This window comes from Candidatus Margulisiibacteriota bacterium (assembly GCA_003242895.1).
Classification (GTDB): Bacteria; Margulisbacteria; Riflemargulisbacteria; order GWF2-39-127; family GWF2-39-127; genus GWF2-39-127.
On sequence record QKMY01000017.1, the window covers coordinates 1 to 21954 of the forward strand.

Sequence of the window (21954 nt, forward strand, 5' to 3'; positions counted from 1 at the left end):
ATAGGGAGCGACTCGTCCCTATTATAATCATCCCAATAGGGATACTTTATTGCCTGAACTCAATGTTTATCAGCGCTAAAACTCATAATTAGAACTGCTGAGCTGTTAACTTTCTGTGTTTTTATTGGAATCAGTTGTGCTTTTGAGGTGCTTTTGGGGCGAATTAAAAAATGACTCCTATGGATTGAAAACAGTTGCTTTCCAAAAATCATTAGCTTAAGATATGAGCATGCAACTACGTGATCAGAATATTGATATTTTTTGTGAGGTTATTGATAACTTCGGCGATGCCGGTTTTTCTTTCAGGCTGGCGAGGGCTCTGAAGCAACATAACCGTAGCCGTCGTATCAGATTATTTATCGACGATATTTATACGCTTAAAGCTATTGCTCCTGAGATCGATATACATTCCGTGAGTCAGATATTAACGGGTATTGAAATCGTTTGTATGGATAGTTACCTGAATGGCCAGGTTCAGCAGCTTACATTTGCTCCGCTTATTATTGAGTCACTTGCCTGCGAGATCCCGGATTTGTTCAGGACCCAGGTATATGAACAGGCTCAGTTAATCATCGTGATCGAGCATCTTACCGCTGAGAGAAGCTTTGAGTCCATGCATGGCTTAGCGGCCCCTACAGGCTTTGAAACGCCTCGTTATGTATTTGCTCAAGGGGTTACCTCCAGGTCAGGGGGAATGCTGATAGAAGATACAATAATAGATATAATTAACCAACACACAGACCAATCTGAATGGCGTAAAAAATGGCTGGAACCTTTTCGTAGCCAGTTGCCTACTGATGCACTTGATTTCAAAATGGGAAGTCTGTTTTCTTATAACCGCAGTATGGATAATCTGGTTGATGCTTTGCATGCGTTAAACGAAAATAACCTGATGTTTGTTTTGGGCAATTTATCCCAGGCTTCTATAAAACAGGCGTTGGAAAACAGAAACGTCGACTGGATTTCTGCCGGGGTTGCCCGACTGGGACAGGCGTATTTTTTATTCCCGGAAATGCTTCACTATAATGACTATGATTCATTATTGTTTTCAATGGATTATAATTTTGTGCGCGGGGAGGATTCTCTTGCACGTGCGATACTTGCCGGCAAACCTTTTGTCTGGCATAGCTATGAACAGGAAGATAATTATCAGCTTGTTAAAGTAGCTGCCTTGCTTGATGTCATGGAAGCTTATCAAGACTGTGCATCTAAGGTCTTTGAGCAGTACAGGCAACTGCTAATGTTATATAATTCTAAAAAAATAGAAAATAATCTTTATAATCTATGTGAATACTACTATTCTTTCTTTCATGATTTTGTTAAAATACAATCCTGGGTGAATCGCTTTCGTCAGGATTTAATATTACACGGTGGTATTGTTCCCAATCTTGACCGATTTATCAAATCTTTATAATGGAGAAAATAATATGCAATTAGCACAGGATCTAAGACCGGGAAATATTATTAAGCAAGGAAGGGACCTCTATGTTATTCTCAAGGCTGAGTATTTCAGAGCTGCACGGACGAATGCTGTAGTCAAGACAAAATACAAAAATATGTCTACAGGCTCCGTGAGTGAAGTAATTTTCAAGCTTAATGAGAAACTTGATGACGTACGTCTGGACAAGAGAGAAATGCAGTTTTTGTATGATCTTGACGGGATGTATGCTTTTATGGACCAGGAAACTTATGATCAAATGGAAATACCGAAAGAAGATATTGGCGATAACGTTAATTATATTAAAGAGCAGGACATGGTAAGTATTGTGTTATACGAAGGCAAAGCATTAAGTGTTGAAGTTCCTAAAGCAGTTGAGCTAAAAGTAACCTATTCTGAAACAGGTTTGCGTGGAGATACCAGCGGAAAAGTTACTAAGCCTGCGACTGTTGAAACCGGGTATGAATTGGCCGTTCCTGTGTTTGTTAATGTTGACGATGTTATCCGTATTGATACCGCTACCGGTGAATATATAGAACGAGTCAAATAAGCGCCTTTTACCTGCAAAGGTTATTCGAGCCACAATTTTTGTCATTTAATCTGCTCCCCTGCGAAGGGGAGCAGTTAGCTATTTTACAAAATACACTTGCATTTATCCCATAAACATATTATTAGTTTCTTACTTTTAGGCAGCTTAATGCCTGCGTTATTTTTTAATAGAATAATGGTTGTTCGGATTGTAAAAAGAGGCAGGATATGACAGAGCTATTAAATGACGAGAATGAAAAAAAAATAATCGAGGATTATAAGAAAAGTGAAAAACGAATTCTTTTTCTTGATTACGATGGCACTCTTGTCTCTTTTTACGATAGGCCTGGGATGGCGAAGCCTGATGAAGCGCTTACTCAGTTGCTGAGGGACCTTTCTTTTGATGTCAGGAACAAGGTGTTTATAATTAGCGGAAGAAACAGGTACCTGCTCGGAAAGTGGTTGAATATTTTTAATATCGGACTTTCTGCTGAACATGGTGCCTGGCTTAAATATAATGGCGATCCATGGCAGACATTAATCCCGATTGATACCGCATGGAAAAAAGACCTGCGACCGATATTTGAGCTTTATGCGGATACAACTCCCGGATCTTATGTCGAGGAAAAGGATTTTTCGATTGCCTGGCATTATCGAAAGACGTACCGGGCATTAAGTGATATTAGGGTAAAGGAATTGAGAAGAGATATGCTCCCGAAAGCGAAGGCGCTTCACTTGCAGATTTTGGAAGGACAAATGGTGTTTGAAGTTAAGAACCCTGACGTTAACAAGGGCCTTGCAGCACTGAGATTTATGTCGGATGAAGCTTATGATTTTTCATTTTCAGCGGGCGACGATAGAACTGATGAGGATATGTTCAAACTGCTCCCGCCGAAAGCGTATTCGATTAAAGTTGGTAATCCGCCGACTGCTGCCCGCTATTATGTCAGGACCTACAGTGATCTTCGAAGTTTGTTGCATAAATTGTTACGTGTTGCCAAATAATTCGGTTTGTCCGAATCGCTGTCCTTCAGCCTTAATATGCGCTATTTACACGATTAATAGTTGAAGTGTCGCTAATTACCGTGTAATATGTGGTAGTATAATTGAATATAGTGACAACGGAGAGGTGACAGAGTGGCTGATCGTGCCTGTCTCGAAAACAGGTGTACCTTTACTGGTACCGTGGGTTCGACTCCCACCCTCTCCGCCATTCCAGCTATATTAGCAATTTATGTTTGGTACAGTTTTGGTACAAATTTTTGAATTCCAGGACTTCAACCTGCATTTTTGCCCGCTTACCACGCGACTTATTGATGTACAAACCGTAATATCGAACAAGCTGATACCCTTTGATACCAATGCGTTTCGCTTTATAGCACTTGGTCAGCAAATCAGTTATGTTTATCTCCAATTACTGTATAAAATCCTCAATCAATACCAAGCGAGAGATGCTACGAATCCACAACCTTCTGCAATAACATCTGACCATTACCGTAAAAGGGGACATCGGTCTTACCTAGCGTGCTAGCTGGCAGTGTAGTCATTTCACTGATATTCTCCATTGGGACAAGGATCGTCTTTGCGCCGTTGTCGGATAAGATGGTAACCTTGTCTGGAAAGTGCAGAGCTCGTTCCACGGCTCCACCTATGGAGATATTTCCAAGTACTGCCAGTCCGGGTTTAAGGTTCTTGTTATAAATGGCTGAGATAATTGATACATAGACAGCACTGCCTATACCTCCACTAATATTTGCACCCAGTAGATTAGTAACCTGTATGTTAATATCATAGCCTTTTAAAGAATGTTGTTCGTTAAGAATGGTTTTTTCATTTGCCTTGATGTAGTTATAGGTGTTTTTAATATTCTCTTTTACATCGGTATTTGAAGTGCCGGTTATGTTTAGTTTTCCGCTTCCCTGTATCGCAACCGCCTCGATTTTAACCAGGCAATTATTGTCGCCATCGCTGGTAGCTGTGTAACAAACACCCGGAGGCAAAGCATTTTTCTCGATTAGATTGCTGCCCCGTTCTTCCGGCAAGCCAACAAATATCTCTTCTTGCGTCTCTTTGTCGATGTATGAAAAATTGGTATCCCAGAACTCCATTCCACCGATTCTCTTTAACTGTTCTTTAACTCGGCGCCTCATTTCCATGGCTAGAACCAAGTATTCTCTTATATCCTCTTTTGTGAAATTGGCATCTGGATGTAGCAACTTAATGAACCCTGATACAATTTTGCGAACCGACTTCGAGTCTCTTTGTTTTAAATGATGCCCAAAAGAGAAATACTTATCAATTGCATCGTTGTAATTGGTTCTGCGCTGATACTTTAGGTTCTCAGAAAAGAAATCGGTGCTAAAACCAAAATGACCCGTGAAATTGGAAGGGCTAAATTTGGTTATCTCCCAGCCAGGCAAAAACAAATGTATTCGATCAAGGAAGGCTGTATCTCCGTTGACTTCATCGGATAGCGGACTGAAGAGATGTGAAGTTTGAAGTACGGTTTCAACTGGCTGATTAATGTTACCATTATAGATAATTGATGCTTTACCAGAGATCTCGCCACCTTTACCGCCTCGGGAAAATGATCCGGACTCCATGTAGTCTTTCATTAAAGGCTTAGCGTCAGGATCTTTAAAAAGTTTATCTGTACTTTCATCAAAGCAGATTGCATCCCATTCGCCTACTGATCCAATTCGGCCGGTGGAATTATTGACAAATAGTTTAGCCACAGTACCCTGACCACCTGAGATAAGGAGTGCATACGGTGTAATTTCTTTGTAAATATAGGATTTACCAGAAGACCTGGGTCCTAGTTCAACCATGTTGAAATTGGCCTCTACGAGAGGAATTAGCCTCATTAGCAGAAGTGTCTGTTTTCTCGGGTCTAAGCCTTCGCTTGCAGGTTCATAGCCAGCGCTTCGGAGTAATAAAGTTTGCCATGCTTCTTTCGTAAACTCTTTTCTTTTTTCAACAATTTTGTTTCCGTCAAACCTTGATAGCTGGATTGGTTTTATATCTTTAACTACGAAGGGATATACGGTTGAACCTACCGTGATCAAAGGATCGTATTCCATTTCAATAATAGCCCAGATTCCGCCAAGAAGAATTTTTTCATGGCTATTTACCAGCTCATCACTGATATTGGCTTTCTTAATATTGCTGTTCGATATTGATGCCCAATACCTGTCTTTTTGAGGATCAAGGTCGACTGATATTTTATCTATTATCTTATAGCGACCATTCTCTCTTATTTTCGATTGAATTAAGGAACTTTCTTCAGGATTTACATAATGATCGTGAAGTATTTTTTTTACTCCATCGATACCTTCTTTAATTTTAGCTTCATCATCCGTGCTACAGGTGTTGGCTAGCAAATACTCCAGAACAAATGCAGGGACATTAGCTCCGCCTTTGATAATAGCAGCCAAATCTTTTCTGACCACAAATCCCTTAAAATGCTCTAAGGTCTGCTTGTCTAAGTCATCTAATATCATAAATGCCTCCCATTATAATAAACCGCCAAAATCACGTGCATCGGATTTCTTTATTGTAACTGTGTCTAATTGTTCCTGAGTTTCTGCGTCTAATAACACGGCCATAACTTCGGCGTTACCACTAAAAGAAAATTCAGCTGATAACGTCTTCCCTGACTCGATCGTAAGGATGCTGCTGCTGGAATACTGACAATTACCGGAATACAACATGATCTGAACTTTGCGGCTATTAGCAAACAAATCAGTGCAGGCACCTGCTTGTAATTTGATACCAAACAAGTCGCCGATAACATCTGCTAGTTCTAGTTTATTTATAATAGTCACGTCCAGGTTGGAGGTCACTGCGCTCTGTTTTTTAAATACAAACTTAGGAATAATTATCTCCTGTGGGGTAAACCCGCCATGAGAAAAGCCATACACGCCTTTTGATTTGAATGGTCTATGGCTCTTAGCCGTATAGACATACTTATACTCACCACTTGACCTTTCAAACATCAACCAATCAGTATTGTTTTGTTTGTCGACGGTAAGAATGTATCTTTCACTCGGTTTGCATAGTCCAGTGACTGCCGGATCAATTTTATCGGATTCGGTTAAGAGACCGGTTAAAACAAATCCGTGATCGGTTACTAAATGGACTTCTTTATATCCCATATTGATTAGTTGCGTGATCTTATCTTGGAGAACAGCTTCGAATTCTGAAAACAATTTGAGAGCACCCTGTTGCAGCTTTTCACCAGTGCTATCGATGTCTTTGTAAGTCAGCACCAGATAGTCAGCTTGTTCGCCATAGTTCAAATCAGCTAAATTAATAAAGGTTATATTTTTACCGGTTGATGCAACCAAACTTTTTTCACGGTCCTTGTGTATGGCAAGTACCTCATCATTTCCCAGATACAAAGCACTCATGTTGTGCTCAGTTTCGGAGGGCATATCGGCAAGCATTATGTGCTTATCAACTTTAAGTTTTTTCTGTAAAGACGCAGCTATCTGATCGGCGATTTCATAGCGGATGCCATCGCCTACAATCACAGCAATTCTTGGTTTAGCTTTTTTTAACAAGTTTACCAAATAGCCTTGTTGATCAGATTTGTATTCACCGGCAAATTCAAACCATTTATGCAGCAAGTCCTGGTTAAGGCTTTCGTAATACTCTTGCAGCGGTCGAATTATTTTTTCTTCCTGTAAAAAACGTGCGTATAGATTGCGGATAGCCCTATCTACTTTAGCAAAGTGGTTTGTATAAAACTCCACAACTTTACTCAAAGAATTGCAGGAGATTAATGTCTTGCTGTCAAATTCCAGCAGCGTTATTACATCGGACCACCATGAAGGGATAAACCGTTTTGCTTTTTGACTATTTGCACGGATTTTTACCGATGCCAATTTTTCAGAGATATATACTTTATCCCGAAGGTTCTTTGTAATATCAATGATTGCCTTGTGATCCAAAACCTCAAAACAATGCTCAGGGCTTGCGTTCCAGTGTGCAACTGCAAGATTAATGTGATAATTGCTTATATAGTCCACAAGTGAGCTACAGTAGGTCTCACTATCCATCCAGCGATAATAAAGCTGTAGTAATTCCTTAGAAATATTATTAGCAAGCAAACCATCGAAAAGTTTTTTGACTACCTCATCAGCGAGTGTCCGGGGCGGTTTATTCATGTACGGCTGATTTAGCAATTCGAATACTTTCTCTTCAAACAATCTGCGGATATCAGTATCTTTAACACTTAGATATGATTCTGGATCGTGCAGAAAAGGTAACAATTCATCCTCCAGGTTAACCAACTCTTCCAGGTTTTGAAGGATCTTTTTCCACCAGGCGATATCTTTTCCTATGCCCATTTTACCTGCGGTTAAAAGTACAGGGCTGTCCATCTGCACTTGTAGGCCTGTGCTTGCAAAAAGTTTCTTCTTGAGCCATTCCTCGGGGCTGGTGAGATCAAGACACCCATGAGTAAAGCAGTAATCAAATAAGAAGCTCAGCTTTTCCTGTCTGCGGGTTACATAAAATACCACCGGCTTATCTTTGTATTTAGTTTCAGCCTCATATCGCAAAAACAGCTCTTCTTTGACTGTCTGCCAATCTTCGGTATATGTGCTGTCTGTCTTAATAATGATATAGTTGCCAGTATCTAATAAAGGCAAAAGAAACCCGCACTGAGCTTTTGGGTCAAGGATTACTACCCTTTTGCGAAGTTTCAGCTGATGTTCAATATCTTCCAAAAACCATTTATCAATCATTACCGGACTTATCCTCCTGTGCTTCTGCGTTTTCAAACAATTCATGTAGTTTTCTTTGCAGTACTGCTTTAGGTATCAGCTTAGTTTCATAATCAGCAATCAGAGTAGGACTTATTGATCTGCTTAGTGCATATTCAACTACATCCTGGTCTTTATAAGCGCAAAGCAGAATGCCGATGCTCGGGTGCTCATGCGCTTTTCTGACATCTCTGTCCAGCGCTTCCAGATAAAACTCCAGTTGCCCCATGTGTTCTGGTCTAAATTTGTCTATCTTAAGCTCAAAAGCAACCAGGCACTGAAGGGAACGGTGATAAAAAAGAAGATCTACATAAAAATCCTCATTTCCCACCTGCAATCTATAATTCTCGCCCATGAAGGTGAAGTCTCCACCAAGTTCAAGAATGAAATGTTTAAGATTATGGACTAAGCCTTTCTGTAAATCACGCTCAGAATGCTGTTCCGGTAAGCCGAGAAACTCAAAAACATAGGTGTCTTTAAAAGTATCTGAAATATTTTGTGGTAATTCTCTCATCACAGGTGAAAGATTTGTCTGGGCTATCTTGGTCCGTTCAAAAATACCAGTAACGATCTGCCGTTCAAGTTCTCTCTTGGAATATTTTTCTCTGATAGCTAGTTGGAGATAGAACTCTCGTTCCTCCTGGGTCTTGCAAGCTGTTATTATAATCAGATTATTTGTCCAGGATAATTGTGTCACCAGTGGAGACAGTTTTGGCTGGTCGTTATATATTTCATAAAACTGCTTCATTCTCCAGAGGTTTCTAACATTAAATCCTTTAATATCAGGCTCGGTTTTCTGGATGTGCTCAGCAAGGCCGGAGACTACACCTTTTCCCCATTCCTCAGAATTTACTTTGCCTGAAATATATTTACCTACCTGCCAGTATAGATCAATCATTACATGATTAACATTGCTGATCGCTTTATTGCGAGCCTCACGAATAAGTGTAAGAACTTCGGTAAAATTATTAGTGATTATATCTGACATGATTAACTCCATTTTCTCACAAACTGATTATAAACTATCATCCTACCAGTCCGCTTTTAAATATTTATCTAGTTGTTTTGCGTTGAGCACATCGCAGCGAAGCAAGCCTTTTTTCTGCAAAGGTGCTATGTTTTTACCTACGCCATCATCGAGCTTAGGGTCATAGCCTTCAGCGATGAGTTCCTCAATTTTTTTGGTAAACTCGGCGATCTCCCTTAGCTGCAAACTGATTTTCTCTTTCTCGCTCTGTGCCTGGGCGGTCTCGCTGTCCTTGAGCTGGATCTGGCGATACTCCAGGTTCTCTATACGTTTACTGATATAGGCTGTCTTGAGCCTGAATAGGTTATCCCGGCTCCATTTGTAGATGCTAATGTATACTTCTAGCCCCTGATTTTCTCCGCTGGATAGATGCCAGATAAAAGGGGTCTTGGGCAGGTACATAAAAAGGTTAAGGTGGTTGCTTAAATCATTAAAGAAGTTGTGTTCCAGATAATCATTCAGCGGTTTACCAAGCAGACCGTCCATTTGCATAAACTGAGCAGAAGTAAAGCCATTATCCAGGCAATGTTTCTCCAGTCGATCAAGCAGTCGTGGTTCACCCAATTGACCAACCAGCGGGATGATCCCATCATCGTCGTCTGCTAGTATGGTGCGGATAGCATCTGCCAGAAACTCCAGAGCAATCTCGGCTGCACGAGCTGAAGGTAATACGTTTGCTTCTTTGAACCAGTACCAGATGTTGATTGGGTTGATCTGGTGACGGATGCAGAATTCTTCCAGGTCGTTGTTGTTTTGATAGAGTGTGGCAAATTCTGCTTTGATGGCTTGAATTTGCTGGTCTTCAACTGTAGTTATTTCTAAGTTGTTGATGAATTCTTTACCACGAAGGTCACGAAGATCACGAAGCTTTTTTAATTCATTATTTTCTTCGTGTTCTCTGTGTTCTTCGTGGTGAAATATTTCCAAATAAGCAGCACGTGCTTCTGCCAATACCGGCAATTGTCCTACAGGTTTGCCCATTTTTGTTTCTACTTGCAGGCGGTCTTCAGGGCTGAGATCGTAGACCTCAAAAATCAGCTCATTAATGATAGCTTCGTTGAGCAGGACTCGGGTTAATTGAGCGTTTTCGTAATTTAGATAGGAAAACAATCTGTCTTTTAGGGTTGATTCCGTATAAGCACTAATTGGAGTTTTATTAAAGTTTGTTTCAATTATATGGTAAGAACAGAGGTGTTTTTTAATTTCGATATTTTGTGCCGCTAAATTGGAAATATATTTCTCAAATTCTTCAGTTGGCTTTACATAAGGGATTCGCTTAATATCGCCTATCTGAGTATGAACTGTTGAATTTAAACAGCTTGCTATATATGAAACTAAATTAGTGTTTAATAAAGCAATAGCGTATCCTAAATCTGAAATATCTTTAGGCAAAATTCCAGGACCTGACATATCAAATAGAACATCTTTATCTAAAAATCTAAAAGCAACACCTTTTGATGTGGCATCTGAATAGGTTATACCTTGCCTGAAAGCAAAATCCTTTGATAAGAGATTGAAATTTTTACTTTTCATTATTTCTGCGCCATTATTCTTATAGTTAATAACCAGCCAAATATTACCAAACCATTTATTAAATGGGCCGCCTTTTGCATATTTGAACCAATGGGAATTATCTATAAGATAATTTGAATTTATCTCCCAAAAAAACCTTAATAATCTTTCATTGTCTCCGGTTTTTACACCATTTGTGATATCGGATATATTAGCAAAATTCAAATGGCCAAACTTCTCCCGAAACCCATCAGATATCCAATAAATAAACGGCCAGCCTTCGATGATTTTGAGTTTGGATTGGTCGAGAGTGTAAGCTCGTTCGTTTTTGCGATTATTGATTACATCGTCATAGGCACGCTCTAATGATGCTTTTTTGTGTTTTTCCTGCTGATTGGCGGTAATGTTGAAATATAAACCTGGTACATCTTTTTTTGTTTTACAAAGTACATACCAGGTCGCATCCAATAAAATACCAGTGCCAAACAGATTTACTCTGTCTAAGCCATAATCAACCATAAGATCAATATGAGTTTTCTCAATCATAAACTTTCTTACTTCTTCAAATGTTTTGATAAACATAAAAGTATGAGGATGAATTAAAGCTACATAGCCAGTTTCGTCAGTAAGTTCATAGCATCGCTTAATAAAAGTCGCATAGAGATTGGTGTTAAACTTGTAGGGTTTCTTGTAATTATCTTCAATAAAGGTCTTCAACTCTGGCCCAAAATCACTACCATCGGTATAAGGAGGGTTGGCAACGGCTATATAGTACTTCTGAGTTAATAGCTGCAAAAAGGTAATGGCATCCTGTGTTTTGGTGTTTAGGAAATTAACACCTTGCTGGGCAGTATTTTGTTCTACAGCCTTTTGCAGGTTAGCAAAAAAGTTCACTCTAAAATTCTCATACGTAGCTAAAGATGGTTCGGTAAACAGATTTAACTGACTGCCTTGCCACTGCTTAGTCAAATCATGCAAATGTGCGCTTAGCTTTTCTTCGAGTCTAATTAACGAACCAAACTTATAGGCCTGCTGGAGATCTGACCAGAGGTCCATTACAATTTTTTCTAGTTCGCCGTTTAGAGGTTGACCGTTCTCTTCAAAGAGATGCTTTACTTCACTATAATCCGGCAAAAAAAAGTCAGAGCTGACAATATTAAAATGTTCGATTTTGGTGCTACGTTTTTTCCTCTTGGCTTTGATATACAAGCCCAGTTGTGCTAACTGTATAGCCCGATCATCCAGATCAACTCCGTGTAGGTTGTGCTTGATAATAAGCTCAGGTATTTTGTTTTCATTATAATCTGCCCCATAGTTATCAATCTGATCCTGATATAAATCATAAAACAGATCAAAGGCATATAGTAGGAAGTTGCCAGAACCAGTAGCCGGATCAATTAGACGAATCTCGGTAAGTGGCTTTACTTCTCTTGTCCTTGTTGAGGGGGCATTGGCTATCTTATATTTTTCTTTGATCTCAGAATCCGGGTACATTTCCAGATACAGCTTACCAAGGCTATTATCTACCAGGAATTTTACTACCCAGCGAGGCGTATATACCTGACTCTGTATGCTGACTTTGTTGTATTCGGTTTTATCTCCACTGGCTTTATGAGCTGCTTTTTTTGCGTTATTATAGCTTTCATATAACCAGCCCAGCACATCATCACTTTGCCAGATGTCAGTTTCTACCTGATTATCAGTATCGATCTGATTGAAGGCACTAATAATAGAATTTAGTTCAATAGCAGTTGGCAGTAAATGATATGGATGCTCTAGACTAAATAGTGGAATATCAAAGGAAAGAGCAGCCAATTGATCTTTTAAGAATCCTATTAATCCTTCCTGCTCAGCGGTTCTCCCATCGGGATTCTGTTCCAGCCAATGACGGTGAGCAAAGGAGCGATCGCCGTGCTGACTCCTGCGGGTGATGATCTCCGGGTGCAGGGTATGTGCTTCCATGACTTTGAGCGCAGAAATCCGATTGAACAGGGTGAACGAGAGTTCTTCGACCAGTTTTTCGTACCCACCTTTGACTTTACCGGTTTCAGCTATCAAGACATTAAGAATACCTTCGATTCGTGTACGGTCTGCCTGATAGTCCGCTGGGATAGTAGCTATCGGCTGCGATATAGTATCAGAGATTCCCATTCTTCCCAGACGATTACGAAAGGCTTTGTCGATGAGTTGTCGTATGTTTTCTGCATGATCTGATAGTTTCATTTTTAATCCTTTTCACCACGAAGTACACGATGGTCACGAAGCACTGATTTTATAACACAAAACGTTTTATTCCATCTTTTAATAGCTTATTATTAAAATTTAATAACAAGCCGACCTTAACCTTACTTAATTTCATATATGTCAAAATCTGTGCATCATAAATAGGATTCATTTTTTCAACACTTTTTAGTTCAACTATTAATGTATCTTCTATAAATAAATCTATTTTATATCCACATGATAATTTTATATCTTTATACTGAACTGGCAGCTCTGCTTCCATAATGAACTTAATATCAGCTTTAGCTAACTCATATGCCAAACATTGTTTATAGGTGCTTTCTAATAATCCAGGCCCTAAATTCTTATGCACCTCAATCGCTAAACTGATTACCTTATTAGATAATTCATCAAATTCCATGAATATGTTCCTCTTCATATACTTCGTGCTCTTCGTGGTAAATAATCTTCATTCAATAAGCTCAATTTCATCATTATCATTTGCACTGGATATCTTTTGCATTTCCTGCCCCAGCCAGCTTTTATATGCACTTACTTTGAGCCTTGTTGATGGCATTTTTGTTGTGAACGTCTTTATGCTGGGTATCGCCTGGTTGCCAGGTTCTGGCTTAGGTGGTGTGGTTCGAATAAGGCCTGATTTCAGGATTTCCAGTTCAGTTTTTTTACTATTATAGAGATCAATAAACGATAATATTTCCGAATAGGTAAAACGGGAATGTTTGTCTTTTATATCAAAATCAATATCTACTTTGGTTTGTGTTCTTTGCTGGGCATATAGTGAGATGTTTTTAGCCTTATCAAGAGCCAGATCATTTAATCCTACTGGCAGTTTAGCAATTTCCTGGATAATAGCTTCAGCCTCCGTTGTGAGGACAGTATATTTAGCAGCCATGTCTACAACAGCGCATTGTATCAGCTTAAAATATTCATCTTTTATATTTTGAGCACACTGCTGAAGTCCGGCATAGTTGTTGACAACACCGCTCAGGTATTGCTTGTTAAAGGCAGCCTCTAAATCTGTAATTACAACACTTGGCTGTGCAGACTTGATGAGCTCATCATTTACACCGCTGACAAAAGTTCGCCATTGCCTTACTTTAGGCAGGTTGGTACGGATAAACTTTTCTATTTTCTCTATAGCCTGAAGTGCGTTTGCATATGACTCTTTACTCTTAAGGAAATTCTCTGCCTTTTCAATATAATTGGCTTCACTTACTGCCCCGGTAAAACTTCTTAGTGCATCTTTATTAGCTTCTGCATCCGTAAACAGTTGGTCAAAATCTTTGTTCTGCCTACGCATATCCTCCACTTTGTCACAGAACCTTTTGGCCAGTTCTCGTATAGCACTCACCAGATCAAAATCATTGGTATTCCAGTCTACTTTTTTTCCAATATGATCTTCACAGTTAAGCCCCTGTAATGCCGTTACAATATCATTTTTCTGTTGCGTGGTCAGGGCTTTACCAATCGCCTTAAAAGAGGCTTTGCGAAACTCTCTGGCAGCACCGAATATCTCTTTGACCCCATCATCTCGCCAGGAGAACTTTTCACTGGCATTGTGTTTTGCCATTACTTTACCGGCACGCATTAGAGCCGCAACAGTCGAAATCACGGTTCCAAAGGCGAACCCTGTTGGTGGCATCTCAAGTTCTTTTTCCAGAGTTGCGCCATCCACAAAGGTATTACGTATTTTAAATAAGACCTCTTCGGTAACTTTTAAATTATCTCCAACAAAATTGCCCTGATCATCAAAAAAATGAAAGTCATTTCCATGAAAAAATTGTTTCAATCTGGTAGCAGTTGCTTCTTTGATCACACTCGTGGCAATAGTATCGCTCAGTTGCGAATCTAATCGTTTGAAATAGATATTTTGTACAACCTGTCTTTGCTGTCCTTGTAAGGTTGTCTGCCAATTATCCTTATCTAATTGGAACAGGTTATAAAGATAGATTGCCGTAGAATTTTGCAAAGATTCCTCGATCAGATTCTTTAGCCTTGCTTCTTTTTCAGTTTTGGCAGTAGAAAAACTGCGTAAAATCTGGCCTTCTTCTGATTTTGAATTGCTATATTTTTGTTCCAGATAAGATGTGCGTTCGATATCGTCGATTAGCCTATCAATTTCTTTAAAAGAAACGTTGTCAGGTACGAGGTAGATCAGGTCTTTGTCATTCTGGTGCTGTACTCGTAAACCCTCGATATCAGCTATTCGGTCGTCGCTAATATTATAAACACCTTTGAGCCTGAGTTTTAATTGTTTTTGAGTAGGACTTGTGAGTTCATCTTCATTATCAGTAGTTATGTAAAAGTCATATTGTGAATTGGCATCACTGATCCGGCTGATTGCCTTGATATACAGAGATGCTTTATAAGCTGTTACCAGCTGCTTCTTTTTAACATAACCTTGGACAGTGAATCCGTTCATTTCATCCAGTAAACGCTGTTCAATATCTGAGGTGATACGGTAGGAATTGTTTGAAAACAGAAGTACTTTAGCTTCCACCAGATTATTCAATGCCGCCGCAATATCAGCTTCAACCTTGTGATAAGCTTCCGGATCTTTAATAAAGGCTTTTACTATATTGGTTAGAGTTGCTGGAACGACCTCTGCTCCTACAAGGAAATTAATGGTTTCCAGTAAGTGTCTGCCAGATATCGACGATTGGCTTTCCTTGAGTATAGTCTCAGCGTTAGTAAATCGATTAACCAGATATGCTGGTGGCTGCAGCTGAGCTTCTTTGGATATTTGCCAGCCTGTTGCCATTTCAAATAAAGAATTATTCTGTAATTCATGTTTTAAGATGTCATAGGTAGTAATAATCATGCCACGAGCGGCAACTTTGGTAGAGGCATACCCTTTGGTACCAAATAGAAAGTTTTGTAGCAAATCAAACTGATACTTATAAAACGGATAATAGGTAGCATATAATTCAGGCGTATCTGTTTTTGCAAGGCCCGTGGCAGTTAATGAAGAATGATCACTTATCTTACCGGAGTTCTTTTGATAATGATCTTTCAAACTCTGTACCGCAGCTTCGGTTTTATTGAGTAATCGACTTCGAATAATAACATCGACTTCTGTAGCTTCCAGGTGAATTTTTGTTTTAAACCGGTCGGTTACTTTTGTCAGTTGTGCTTTGCTTACATTTGAATTATTGATTATATCGTCTAGTTTTTCCTGAGCAATAGCCATGGTCCAGACTTTACCGCCGAGTGCAGAAAGTGATTCACTGATCCCTTCCAGGTCAAGCAGGTTGAATTTCTTTTGACTAATGGCTTCACTCGCTTCATCAAAAAGAAAAACAACCTTTTCATCTTTTGATATTTTAAGATAATTCTGCAATTCTTCTTTTAGCCGGGTAGCGCTAAACTGATCAATATCCCGCCTTATCGTTTCAAGTAAGCTTGTGTAATCACCTTCACTATTACCTTTTTGCATATAGATTACTTTGATCAGTTTGGCATACTCAACCATACGAGGTCGAATGTCAGGCCATTTTTTATCTGAATTCTTAGTAATGAACTCATTAATGTTGATTGTATTATCATTGATAAGCAGTTGGAACAATAAGAAGCCATGCTCATTTTCTGGCAATTCCAGTGACTTAAGAAAATTCCTAAATAGCGTATAGGCCAGACCTTTAGACGTATCCTGTTTCGCAACATCCAAAAAAACTACTCGGCAGTTTTCAGCACCCAATCGTGCTATTGAGTTTTTTATTAATGCTTCGTCTCTTAAACCGCTGAATCGCTGCAAGATGCGATCCCGAGCTGGTGTTCCTGCAATATTGCGATTGCTGAGCATATACCCAAGCAACTTACCGAAGTAAGATTTGCCTGAACCATAGAAACCAGAGATCCATACCCCGGTCTCCAAAATATTAGAAGTAAACTTAGTGACAAAATCAGCATACTCTTTGGCCAATCCCTCGGTCACGATATAGTTTTCGATTTCTGCCTTTGTTTCTGCCTCAGACATATCCTCAAGGTCGATGACATTTTTGATATCTTCCGAGAGGTCGATGGTCAGGATTTCTTTGATCAGCATCTATAGGCTCCTTAGTCCGGTTATTCTACAATCATGCATCTGTATTTAGATGCGGGTCGTTTTCCTAAAAAAAGTATTGTATCTTTATCTTTTGTTGCAGGATACAAAATAATCAAAGGCAGAGAGGACTTCATTACCAGTGCATTCTCCATAATATGGATGTTATCTATCCCACTGCCATATAATGCACCGGAGTGAATCATTACAGGTATTTTCTTATTTGACATACTTTCCGCTATCTTGTTAATGACAAGGGAAAACAGATCGTTTCCTGATTCTCCTTCTGGGGCTTTAAATATTTGATGCAAAGAGCCTTTTAACAGTTCAAAGCTCTCAGCTAATTCTTCTTTATTGGACTGAACATAATCATTAAGCAGCTTATTTAAGTCGATGATTTCGTAGGTTTCGTCTGTCATTAGCTTAGTTATGGACTTGATATAATCCGATTCTCTGCCAGGTTCGCATAAAATAAGAATGGAATTACCGCCATTGGCATTTAGCTTAATTTCTGACCGATTATTTGCCTCAACAAGTCGCTTCGCTGATTGAATAACATCATCAGGATTTCGTAAGTTCATTATACATTTCCTTATATGAGATTTGTGTTTCAAGTTTCAGTGAGTTTCCGGTATAACTGACATCAAAGTACTTCATCAAATTTTTCTGTAGTACTCTCGCTATAAAGGCTTCTTTATCTAGTAAGCAGTAGGCGAGCCATTTACTTTCAAGTAAGTTTGACCTAATTTCCACCTTAGATAGCCAGTACAAAAAAATAATCAATTGCTTATCATCGATATACTTGTGACTAATAGTCTTACTACGCCCACCTTCAAGTAAATTGAATTTACTAAGTAATGCCAGGTACTTCCGTGCGGTCACATCGATAGTAGAATCAGACCATTTCTTTAGCGCATCTTCACGTTGTTTAAGGTCCTGAATGCATGCAATGACTTCACTCTTTTTGATTGCAATCCGGCCACTGAAGTATGCAGGGAAGTATATACTTTGGTTAAAGTAATCCAATAAATCATTATTGAAGGATACATTCAAAAAAAGCATCGACAGCGAATTTTCAGAAAGGCCTTCTTTTTCATAAACTGTATTGAATAAGACTTTAATCTCATCGTTTTTGAAGTAAACAAGGGTATTTTTTACTGCCCGTTCATATCGTTGCAAAGAACGAGTCGTTTTTAAAGTTGTATTTGAAAGATCATTAGGGCTCGCTGGCGTGTTCCCACTGCCTGCATTAATTATGTTAGCAATTATGCTGAGATCCGATATGCTACCTATAACATTTATATCAGTATTGATGTTCATGAAGTGACCACTCCCGAAATACACACTTTGTGATAAAAAAGTCTTCAAGCAGTTAAAGGCATTGCTGCTTCTCGAAAACTTTCATATATATCCCTATCCTTATGAATAAACGGCACTCATATTATACCATATTAACATTGTTATTATGGTTACTACGAGAGAAATCTATTTATTATAAAATCTTAATATATAACTGCAAATGTGACTCATTTAAAAATAATTGAATTATTAGGTTATTCGATTTTATTTAGAAAACAATGAATTAATATATTCATATTTAAGCATTGCTTCAATTGTCATTCAATTGCAATTTCATCTAACCTGTAAATAAATTTACATATATATAGCAGTTTACTGGAAATATTTGACAGAAAAATCAAAGGGATAAATTATCGAAACTTTAAAGTGATGAAAAAATCACCGTTTCTTCAGTCATATCAAATATTCTGTCAGCAACAAATTTGGTCTGTTTGTTTTGCCTGTTTCTTGTATTTTTTTTGTCTTTATATTGCGTGTTTTACAGGTTTATTAATGTATTTATCTTTAGGTGTGCATATTTGATGTAAGCCTTGGTATTGTTGAATTTGTCGGAAAAATATTATACGATTAATAATAGAAACAGATCCGGATATTTTCAGCTTTTCAATCAAGAGCGAATCCTATATTGGTAGAAAAGAATGGTATCTAATAAATGTCAGAGCAAATGAGGAGGTTTCGTTAGAGATGAAATATTCAGTTGTATTTGTTGTCATTATGATAGGAGCTTTGTCGTTAACGGGGTGCTCGGAAAAAGCAACTAATATTCAAAACAAGCCGGAAGAAAGCCAGCCTATGATAAATGCAATAAAATTGTCACAATCAGTTGCAGTGCCACACCAAACAGTGACCGTGGCGGTTCAGGTAGAAGATACCGGTAATAGCTGTGAATATTATTTTACCGGGGACGGAAGTATTCTCACCAGCGATGATCCTCGTGTTGTATTTTGGACTCCACCATCAACTGTCGGATCACACCAAATCTCAGTTGTTGTTTCTGATAAGATGAATAGCGCTTTTGCAACTGCCAGCATCGATGTGGTAACCGGGAACATTAATTCGAGTCTGACGGCGGACCATTAGTTCTGTGACCGTGAGATAATCAGTAGCAGAGTTCCGGCTACGGCGGCTACTTTTTTTCTTCCTTGTACTCTGATATGTTCAAATTTTCATCGATAATGTGCGGAGTTATTATAATAATAGTTTCTTTTTTCTCGTCTTTTATATCGGAGCTTTGGAACAAATTTCCTATGAATGGCAGCGACATAAGTATTGGTATTCCGGAAAGCGTTTTCACTTTTTTATTTCTAATAAGACCGCCGATAACGATGGATTGTCCGTCTTTGACCGTCAGCTCAGTTTGTACTTCGGTTGTGTTCTCTTGTGGGAGACTGTCATTTATTTGTCCTTCGCTGACTTTTGGTTTTATAATCATATTAATGTATTTTTCTTTTGAGATTTGGGGAGTGAATTCCAGTTGTGTGCCTACAGTCAAAAATTCTACGCTTTCAATTGTAGACGAATTCGTTATCTGTCTGACGCGGTAACCAAGTTTTTGTCCGGTAATTATTTTGGCAGGTTTGTTGTTTGTTGCTAGTATTTTTGTGTTTGCCAAAAGATTGGTGTAGATATTTGTTTGTAAGGTTTGCAGCCATGCTTTCATTTCGTCTTTCATGATCATAGCATAGAACCCTTTGTCGCTATTTGCATCTGACGCCTGTGATGCCAGGCCTTTAAGGCTAGCGCTGTTATTCTCGTTTTTCTTGTATTGGTATCCTATTGCCGAAAAGGGATTTTCGCCTGCGCTTACTTCGATTACCCGGGCTTCTACCATAACTTGCTCGGGACGATTATCTATGCTTTCGATAACTTTGGTAACTTCTTCGATATCTAGCATGTTCCCCATTACCGAAATGGCATTAAGGTCATTATTTACAGAAATACCCATTACATTTGGCATAAGTTCGCTAATGTATTTTTTTGCGTTTTCAGCTTTGATATAGTTCAATAAAAATGTTTTTGTGTGTTTTCGGTAAGAGACTATAATCGTATTATTTTTTTTTGTCCAGGTATAGCCATTGATTTTCAGTATTATATCAAGGGCTTCCATTATCGGTATGTTCTTGGCGGAAAAGCTAACGTTCCCGGTAACCATTTTATCTATAAGCATATTGAAATTTCCCTGAGCAGCGAAGATGTTGAGTATCTGCGTGATTTTTACTTGATTGAGACTAAGATTAATTGTTTTTTTGTTCAAAAGATCATCGTTTTGCAGTTCGGTTTTGAAAGCCGTAACTTTTGGGATGGCATCGTTTAGCGCTTTTGCATTATGCTGGTCCTTATTATTTGCTGCTGGAATGGAGGCAGATTTTTCTTCGATTATTGTTGTTATTTTTTTGCTTTTTTCATTTTCTTTATAAACTTCAATAGTTTTTATTGCCGGAATAGTTATTTTTGATTGCAAATATTGGGTTATAGGTATATTGCCTTTTTTCTGTGACAAACTTAGTGCGGTTTTTCCATAATTATTTTTTTCCTGAATGGTTGCTCCTCTGTTAACAAGCATTCGTACTAAATCAAAGTTTCCTTTGGCTACGGCTAGCATTAATGGCGTGTTGCCCTCTTTTGTTTTTGCATTAACGTATGCGCCTTTATCGATCAATATTTTTGTGATTTCAATATTCCCTTGATCGATAGCATGAAATAGCACCGACCAGCCATCTTCATTCCTATATGAAATACTCGTTCCTTGTTTAATGGATTCTTTGGCCTTGTTATTATTTCCTTGCCAGACATAATTCATCAATTCTATGGCTTTTTCGGTTTTGTCTTCAGGTGCGATAGTTTTGTTAGCGGTATGTGCAAAGTTTGCCAAGGTGATCATTACCATAATGGTATATGCAAGTATTAGTTTTTTGTTTGTCATGGTTTTCTCCTATTTCTCCAAGTATAAGGTAATTGTTCGCCCTTCTTTTTCCATAACAACTAGCTTTTCGGTTATGCTGATGACCTTGTAACCGTTAAGAGAGTCATTCGTTTTTAATGTCGATCCATTGATAAAGGCTATTTTCTTTTCATTACTGTCCCAGATACCTTCCAACACAAATTTTACCTTATCGTTTTCTTGCGATTTTGCTTGCTTTTTAATTGCTTCTGATTTTCTTGTTTTTTGTTCACTCGTTAAAGTATTTGTTTGTTTTTCAGGTGTGTAAGGTGTTCTTATGAATGGGTCATTAATTAGTGGTATTGTTTTAATTGCCATAATTTCTTCTTCTTGTTTAGTATTGCGATTTAATATATGCGCGTAATCAATGGTTGAAAAAAAACTTGCTGTCGGGAGGATCAGGTTAGGTGACGGTGCGCTAACCTTTAGATTTTTTTGGTTACTTGTCGGCTGATAAAAGTAAACCATTAATGTGAGAATCAATAGTCCCCCAGGTAATATAAATGGTTTTATATTCATTGTTTTTTCCTTTTATTGCTCGCTAACAAAGTAAGCTTTTATTTCCAGCTTCAGGATAAGTGGACCATGAAGCTCTTTTGAAAAAGTATAGCTTTTTATTTCAACGATGAAGGGCATGGTAAGTAGTTTTTTTAAATATGATGATAACTGGAAATAACTCCCTTTTAGTTGTAGTGAAATAGGGAGTATCTGCAACGTCAAATTGTTATGTTTTTCTTGCATGATTTTTTGTGGAATGATTGATAATACTTCCAATTGTGGATTTTTTTCGGCGTTACTGAGGAGCGCCAGGAGTTCAGGCAAGTGTTCTTTGGCATTGAGATGTTTTTTGTTCAGGATATTCTTCATGCTCGATATGTCGGCATCGTTTATACTTTGTAGTTTAAAAATTATATTGTTAGCGGTTTTTATCTCATTTTTAATATTGCTAATGTCAATTTTAAGCTGATGATTTTTGACAATAATTGATCTGAAGGTGAATCCGAATATTATCATTATAATCATGCAGATTCCAGCTATAGCTGCTAAATAAATTTTCATGTAATGAGAGTATTTAGAAATATCTGTAATCAAGTT

General features: G+C 38.3%; 16 protein-coding genes and 1 tRNA gene. 5 read left to right on the forward strand and 12 right to left on the reverse strand.

What is annotated here, in order from left to right; all coding sequences use genetic code 11:
* The first annotated feature begins 223 nt into the window (after window positions 1-223).
* From DKM50_01245 to DKM50_01260, 4 genes are all read left to right on the forward strand, one after another.
* Entirely contained in the window at window positions 224-1414 is a 1191-nt protein-coding gene (locus DKM50_01245; protein PZM83729.1) for a hypothetical protein, read from the forward strand.
* A 13-nt stretch (window positions 1415-1427) separates the two neighbouring features.
* Complete coding sequence (gene efp, locus DKM50_01250) at window positions 1428-1988, forward strand: elongation factor P (protein ID PZM83730.1); 561 nt, start codon at window positions 1428-1430, stop codon at window positions 1986-1988.
* Between the two features lie 206 nt (window positions 1989-2194).
* Entirely contained in the window at window positions 2195-2971 is a 777-nt protein-coding gene (gene otsB / locus DKM50_01255) for a trehalose-phosphatase (protein PZM83731.1), read from the forward strand.
* A gap of 118 nt (window positions 2972-3089) precedes the next feature.
* Window positions 3090-3179: transfer RNA gene (locus DKM50_01260), tRNA-Ser, on the forward strand.
* A 6-nt stretch (window positions 3180-3185) separates the two neighbouring features.
* Here the strand turns inward: DKM50_01260 and DKM50_01265 are convergent.
* Genes DKM50_01265 through DKM50_01305 form a run of 9 tightly spaced genes read right to left on the reverse strand, consistent with a single transcriptional unit; the run spans window position 3186 to window position 17879 of the window.
* Window positions 3186-3380, reverse strand: coding sequence for a hypothetical protein (locus tag DKM50_01265; GenBank protein PZM83732.1), 195 nt, complete (start codon window positions 3378-3380; stop codon window positions 3186-3188).
* 40 nt (window positions 3381-3420) lie between these two features.
* Window positions 3421-5466 (reverse strand): ATP-dependent Lon protease, encoded by a 2046-nt coding sequence (locus DKM50_01270; protein PZM83733.1) that lies wholly within the window; start codon window positions 5464-5466, stop codon window positions 3421-3423.
* Between the two features lie 12 nt (window positions 5467-5478).
* Window positions 5479-7761 (reverse strand): hypothetical protein, encoded by a 2283-nt coding sequence (locus DKM50_01275; protein PZM83734.1) that lies wholly within the window; start codon window positions 7759-7761, stop codon window positions 5479-5481.
* On the reverse strand, window positions 7709-8710 hold the full coding sequence (locus DKM50_01280; GenBank protein PZM83792.1) for a DUF1016 domain-containing protein: 1002 nt from the start codon (window positions 8708-8710) through the stop codon (window positions 7709-7711). The genes DKM50_01275 and DKM50_01280 overlap by 53 nt, the downstream gene beginning before the upstream one ends.
* A gap of 54 nt (window positions 8711-8764) precedes the next feature.
* Window positions 8765-12496 carry a BREX-1 system adenine-specific DNA-methyltransferase PglX gene (gene pglX / locus DKM50_01285; protein ID PZM83735.1) on the reverse strand — a complete coding sequence of 1244 codons (3732 nt, stop codon included), beginning with the start codon at window positions 12494-12496 and terminating at the stop codon, window positions 8765-8767.
* A 49-nt stretch (window positions 12497-12545) separates the two neighbouring features.
* Window positions 12546-12917 (reverse strand): GxxExxY protein, encoded by a 372-nt coding sequence (locus tag DKM50_01290; protein PZM83736.1) that lies wholly within the window; start codon window positions 12915-12917, stop codon window positions 12546-12548.
* Between the two features lie 48 nt (window positions 12918-12965).
* Window positions 12966-16562, reverse strand: coding sequence for a BREX system P-loop protein BrxC (gene brxC / locus DKM50_01295; protein ID PZM83737.1), 3597 nt, complete (start codon window positions 16560-16562; stop codon window positions 12966-12968).
* 20 nt (window positions 16563-16582) lie between these two features.
* Window positions 16583-17140 (reverse strand): hypothetical protein, encoded by a 558-nt coding sequence (locus tag DKM50_01300; protein ID PZM83738.1) that lies wholly within the window; start codon window positions 17138-17140, stop codon window positions 16583-16585.
* A complete protein-coding gene (locus tag DKM50_01305; protein PZM83739.1) occupies window positions 17121-17879 on the reverse strand; it encodes a hypothetical protein in 759 nt (252 codons plus the stop codon). Before DKM50_01305 ends, DKM50_01300 begins: the two co-directional genes overlap by 20 nt.
* A 723-nt stretch (window positions 17880-18602) precedes the next feature.
* Between DKM50_01305 and DKM50_01310 the strand changes: the two genes are divergently transcribed.
* The gene (locus DKM50_01310) at window positions 18603-18998 is read left to right on the forward strand and encodes a hypothetical protein (protein ID PZM83740.1); all 396 of its coding nucleotides are present in this window, start codon (window positions 18603-18605) and stop codon (window positions 18996-18998) included.
* Window positions 18999-19044: 46 nt separating this feature from the next.
* Here the strand turns inward: DKM50_01310 and DKM50_01315 are convergent, their stop codons facing one another.
* Genes DKM50_01315 through DKM50_01325 form a run of 3 tightly spaced genes read right to left on the reverse strand, consistent with a single transcriptional unit; the run spans window position 19045 to window position 21951 of the window.
* A complete protein-coding gene (locus DKM50_01315; GenBank protein PZM83741.1) occupies window positions 19045-20841 on the reverse strand; it encodes a hypothetical protein in 1797 nt (598 codons plus the stop codon).
* 9 nt (window positions 20842-20850) lie between these two features.
* Complete coding sequence (locus DKM50_01320) at window positions 20851-21378, reverse strand: hypothetical protein (protein ID PZM83742.1); 528 nt, start codon at window positions 21376-21378, stop codon at window positions 20851-20853.
* A 12-nt stretch (window positions 21379-21390) separates the two neighbouring features.
* A complete protein-coding gene (locus tag DKM50_01325; GenBank protein ID PZM83743.1) occupies window positions 21391-21951 on the reverse strand; it encodes a hypothetical protein in 561 nt (186 codons plus the stop codon).
* Between the last annotated feature and the right edge of the window lie 3 nt (window positions 21952-21954).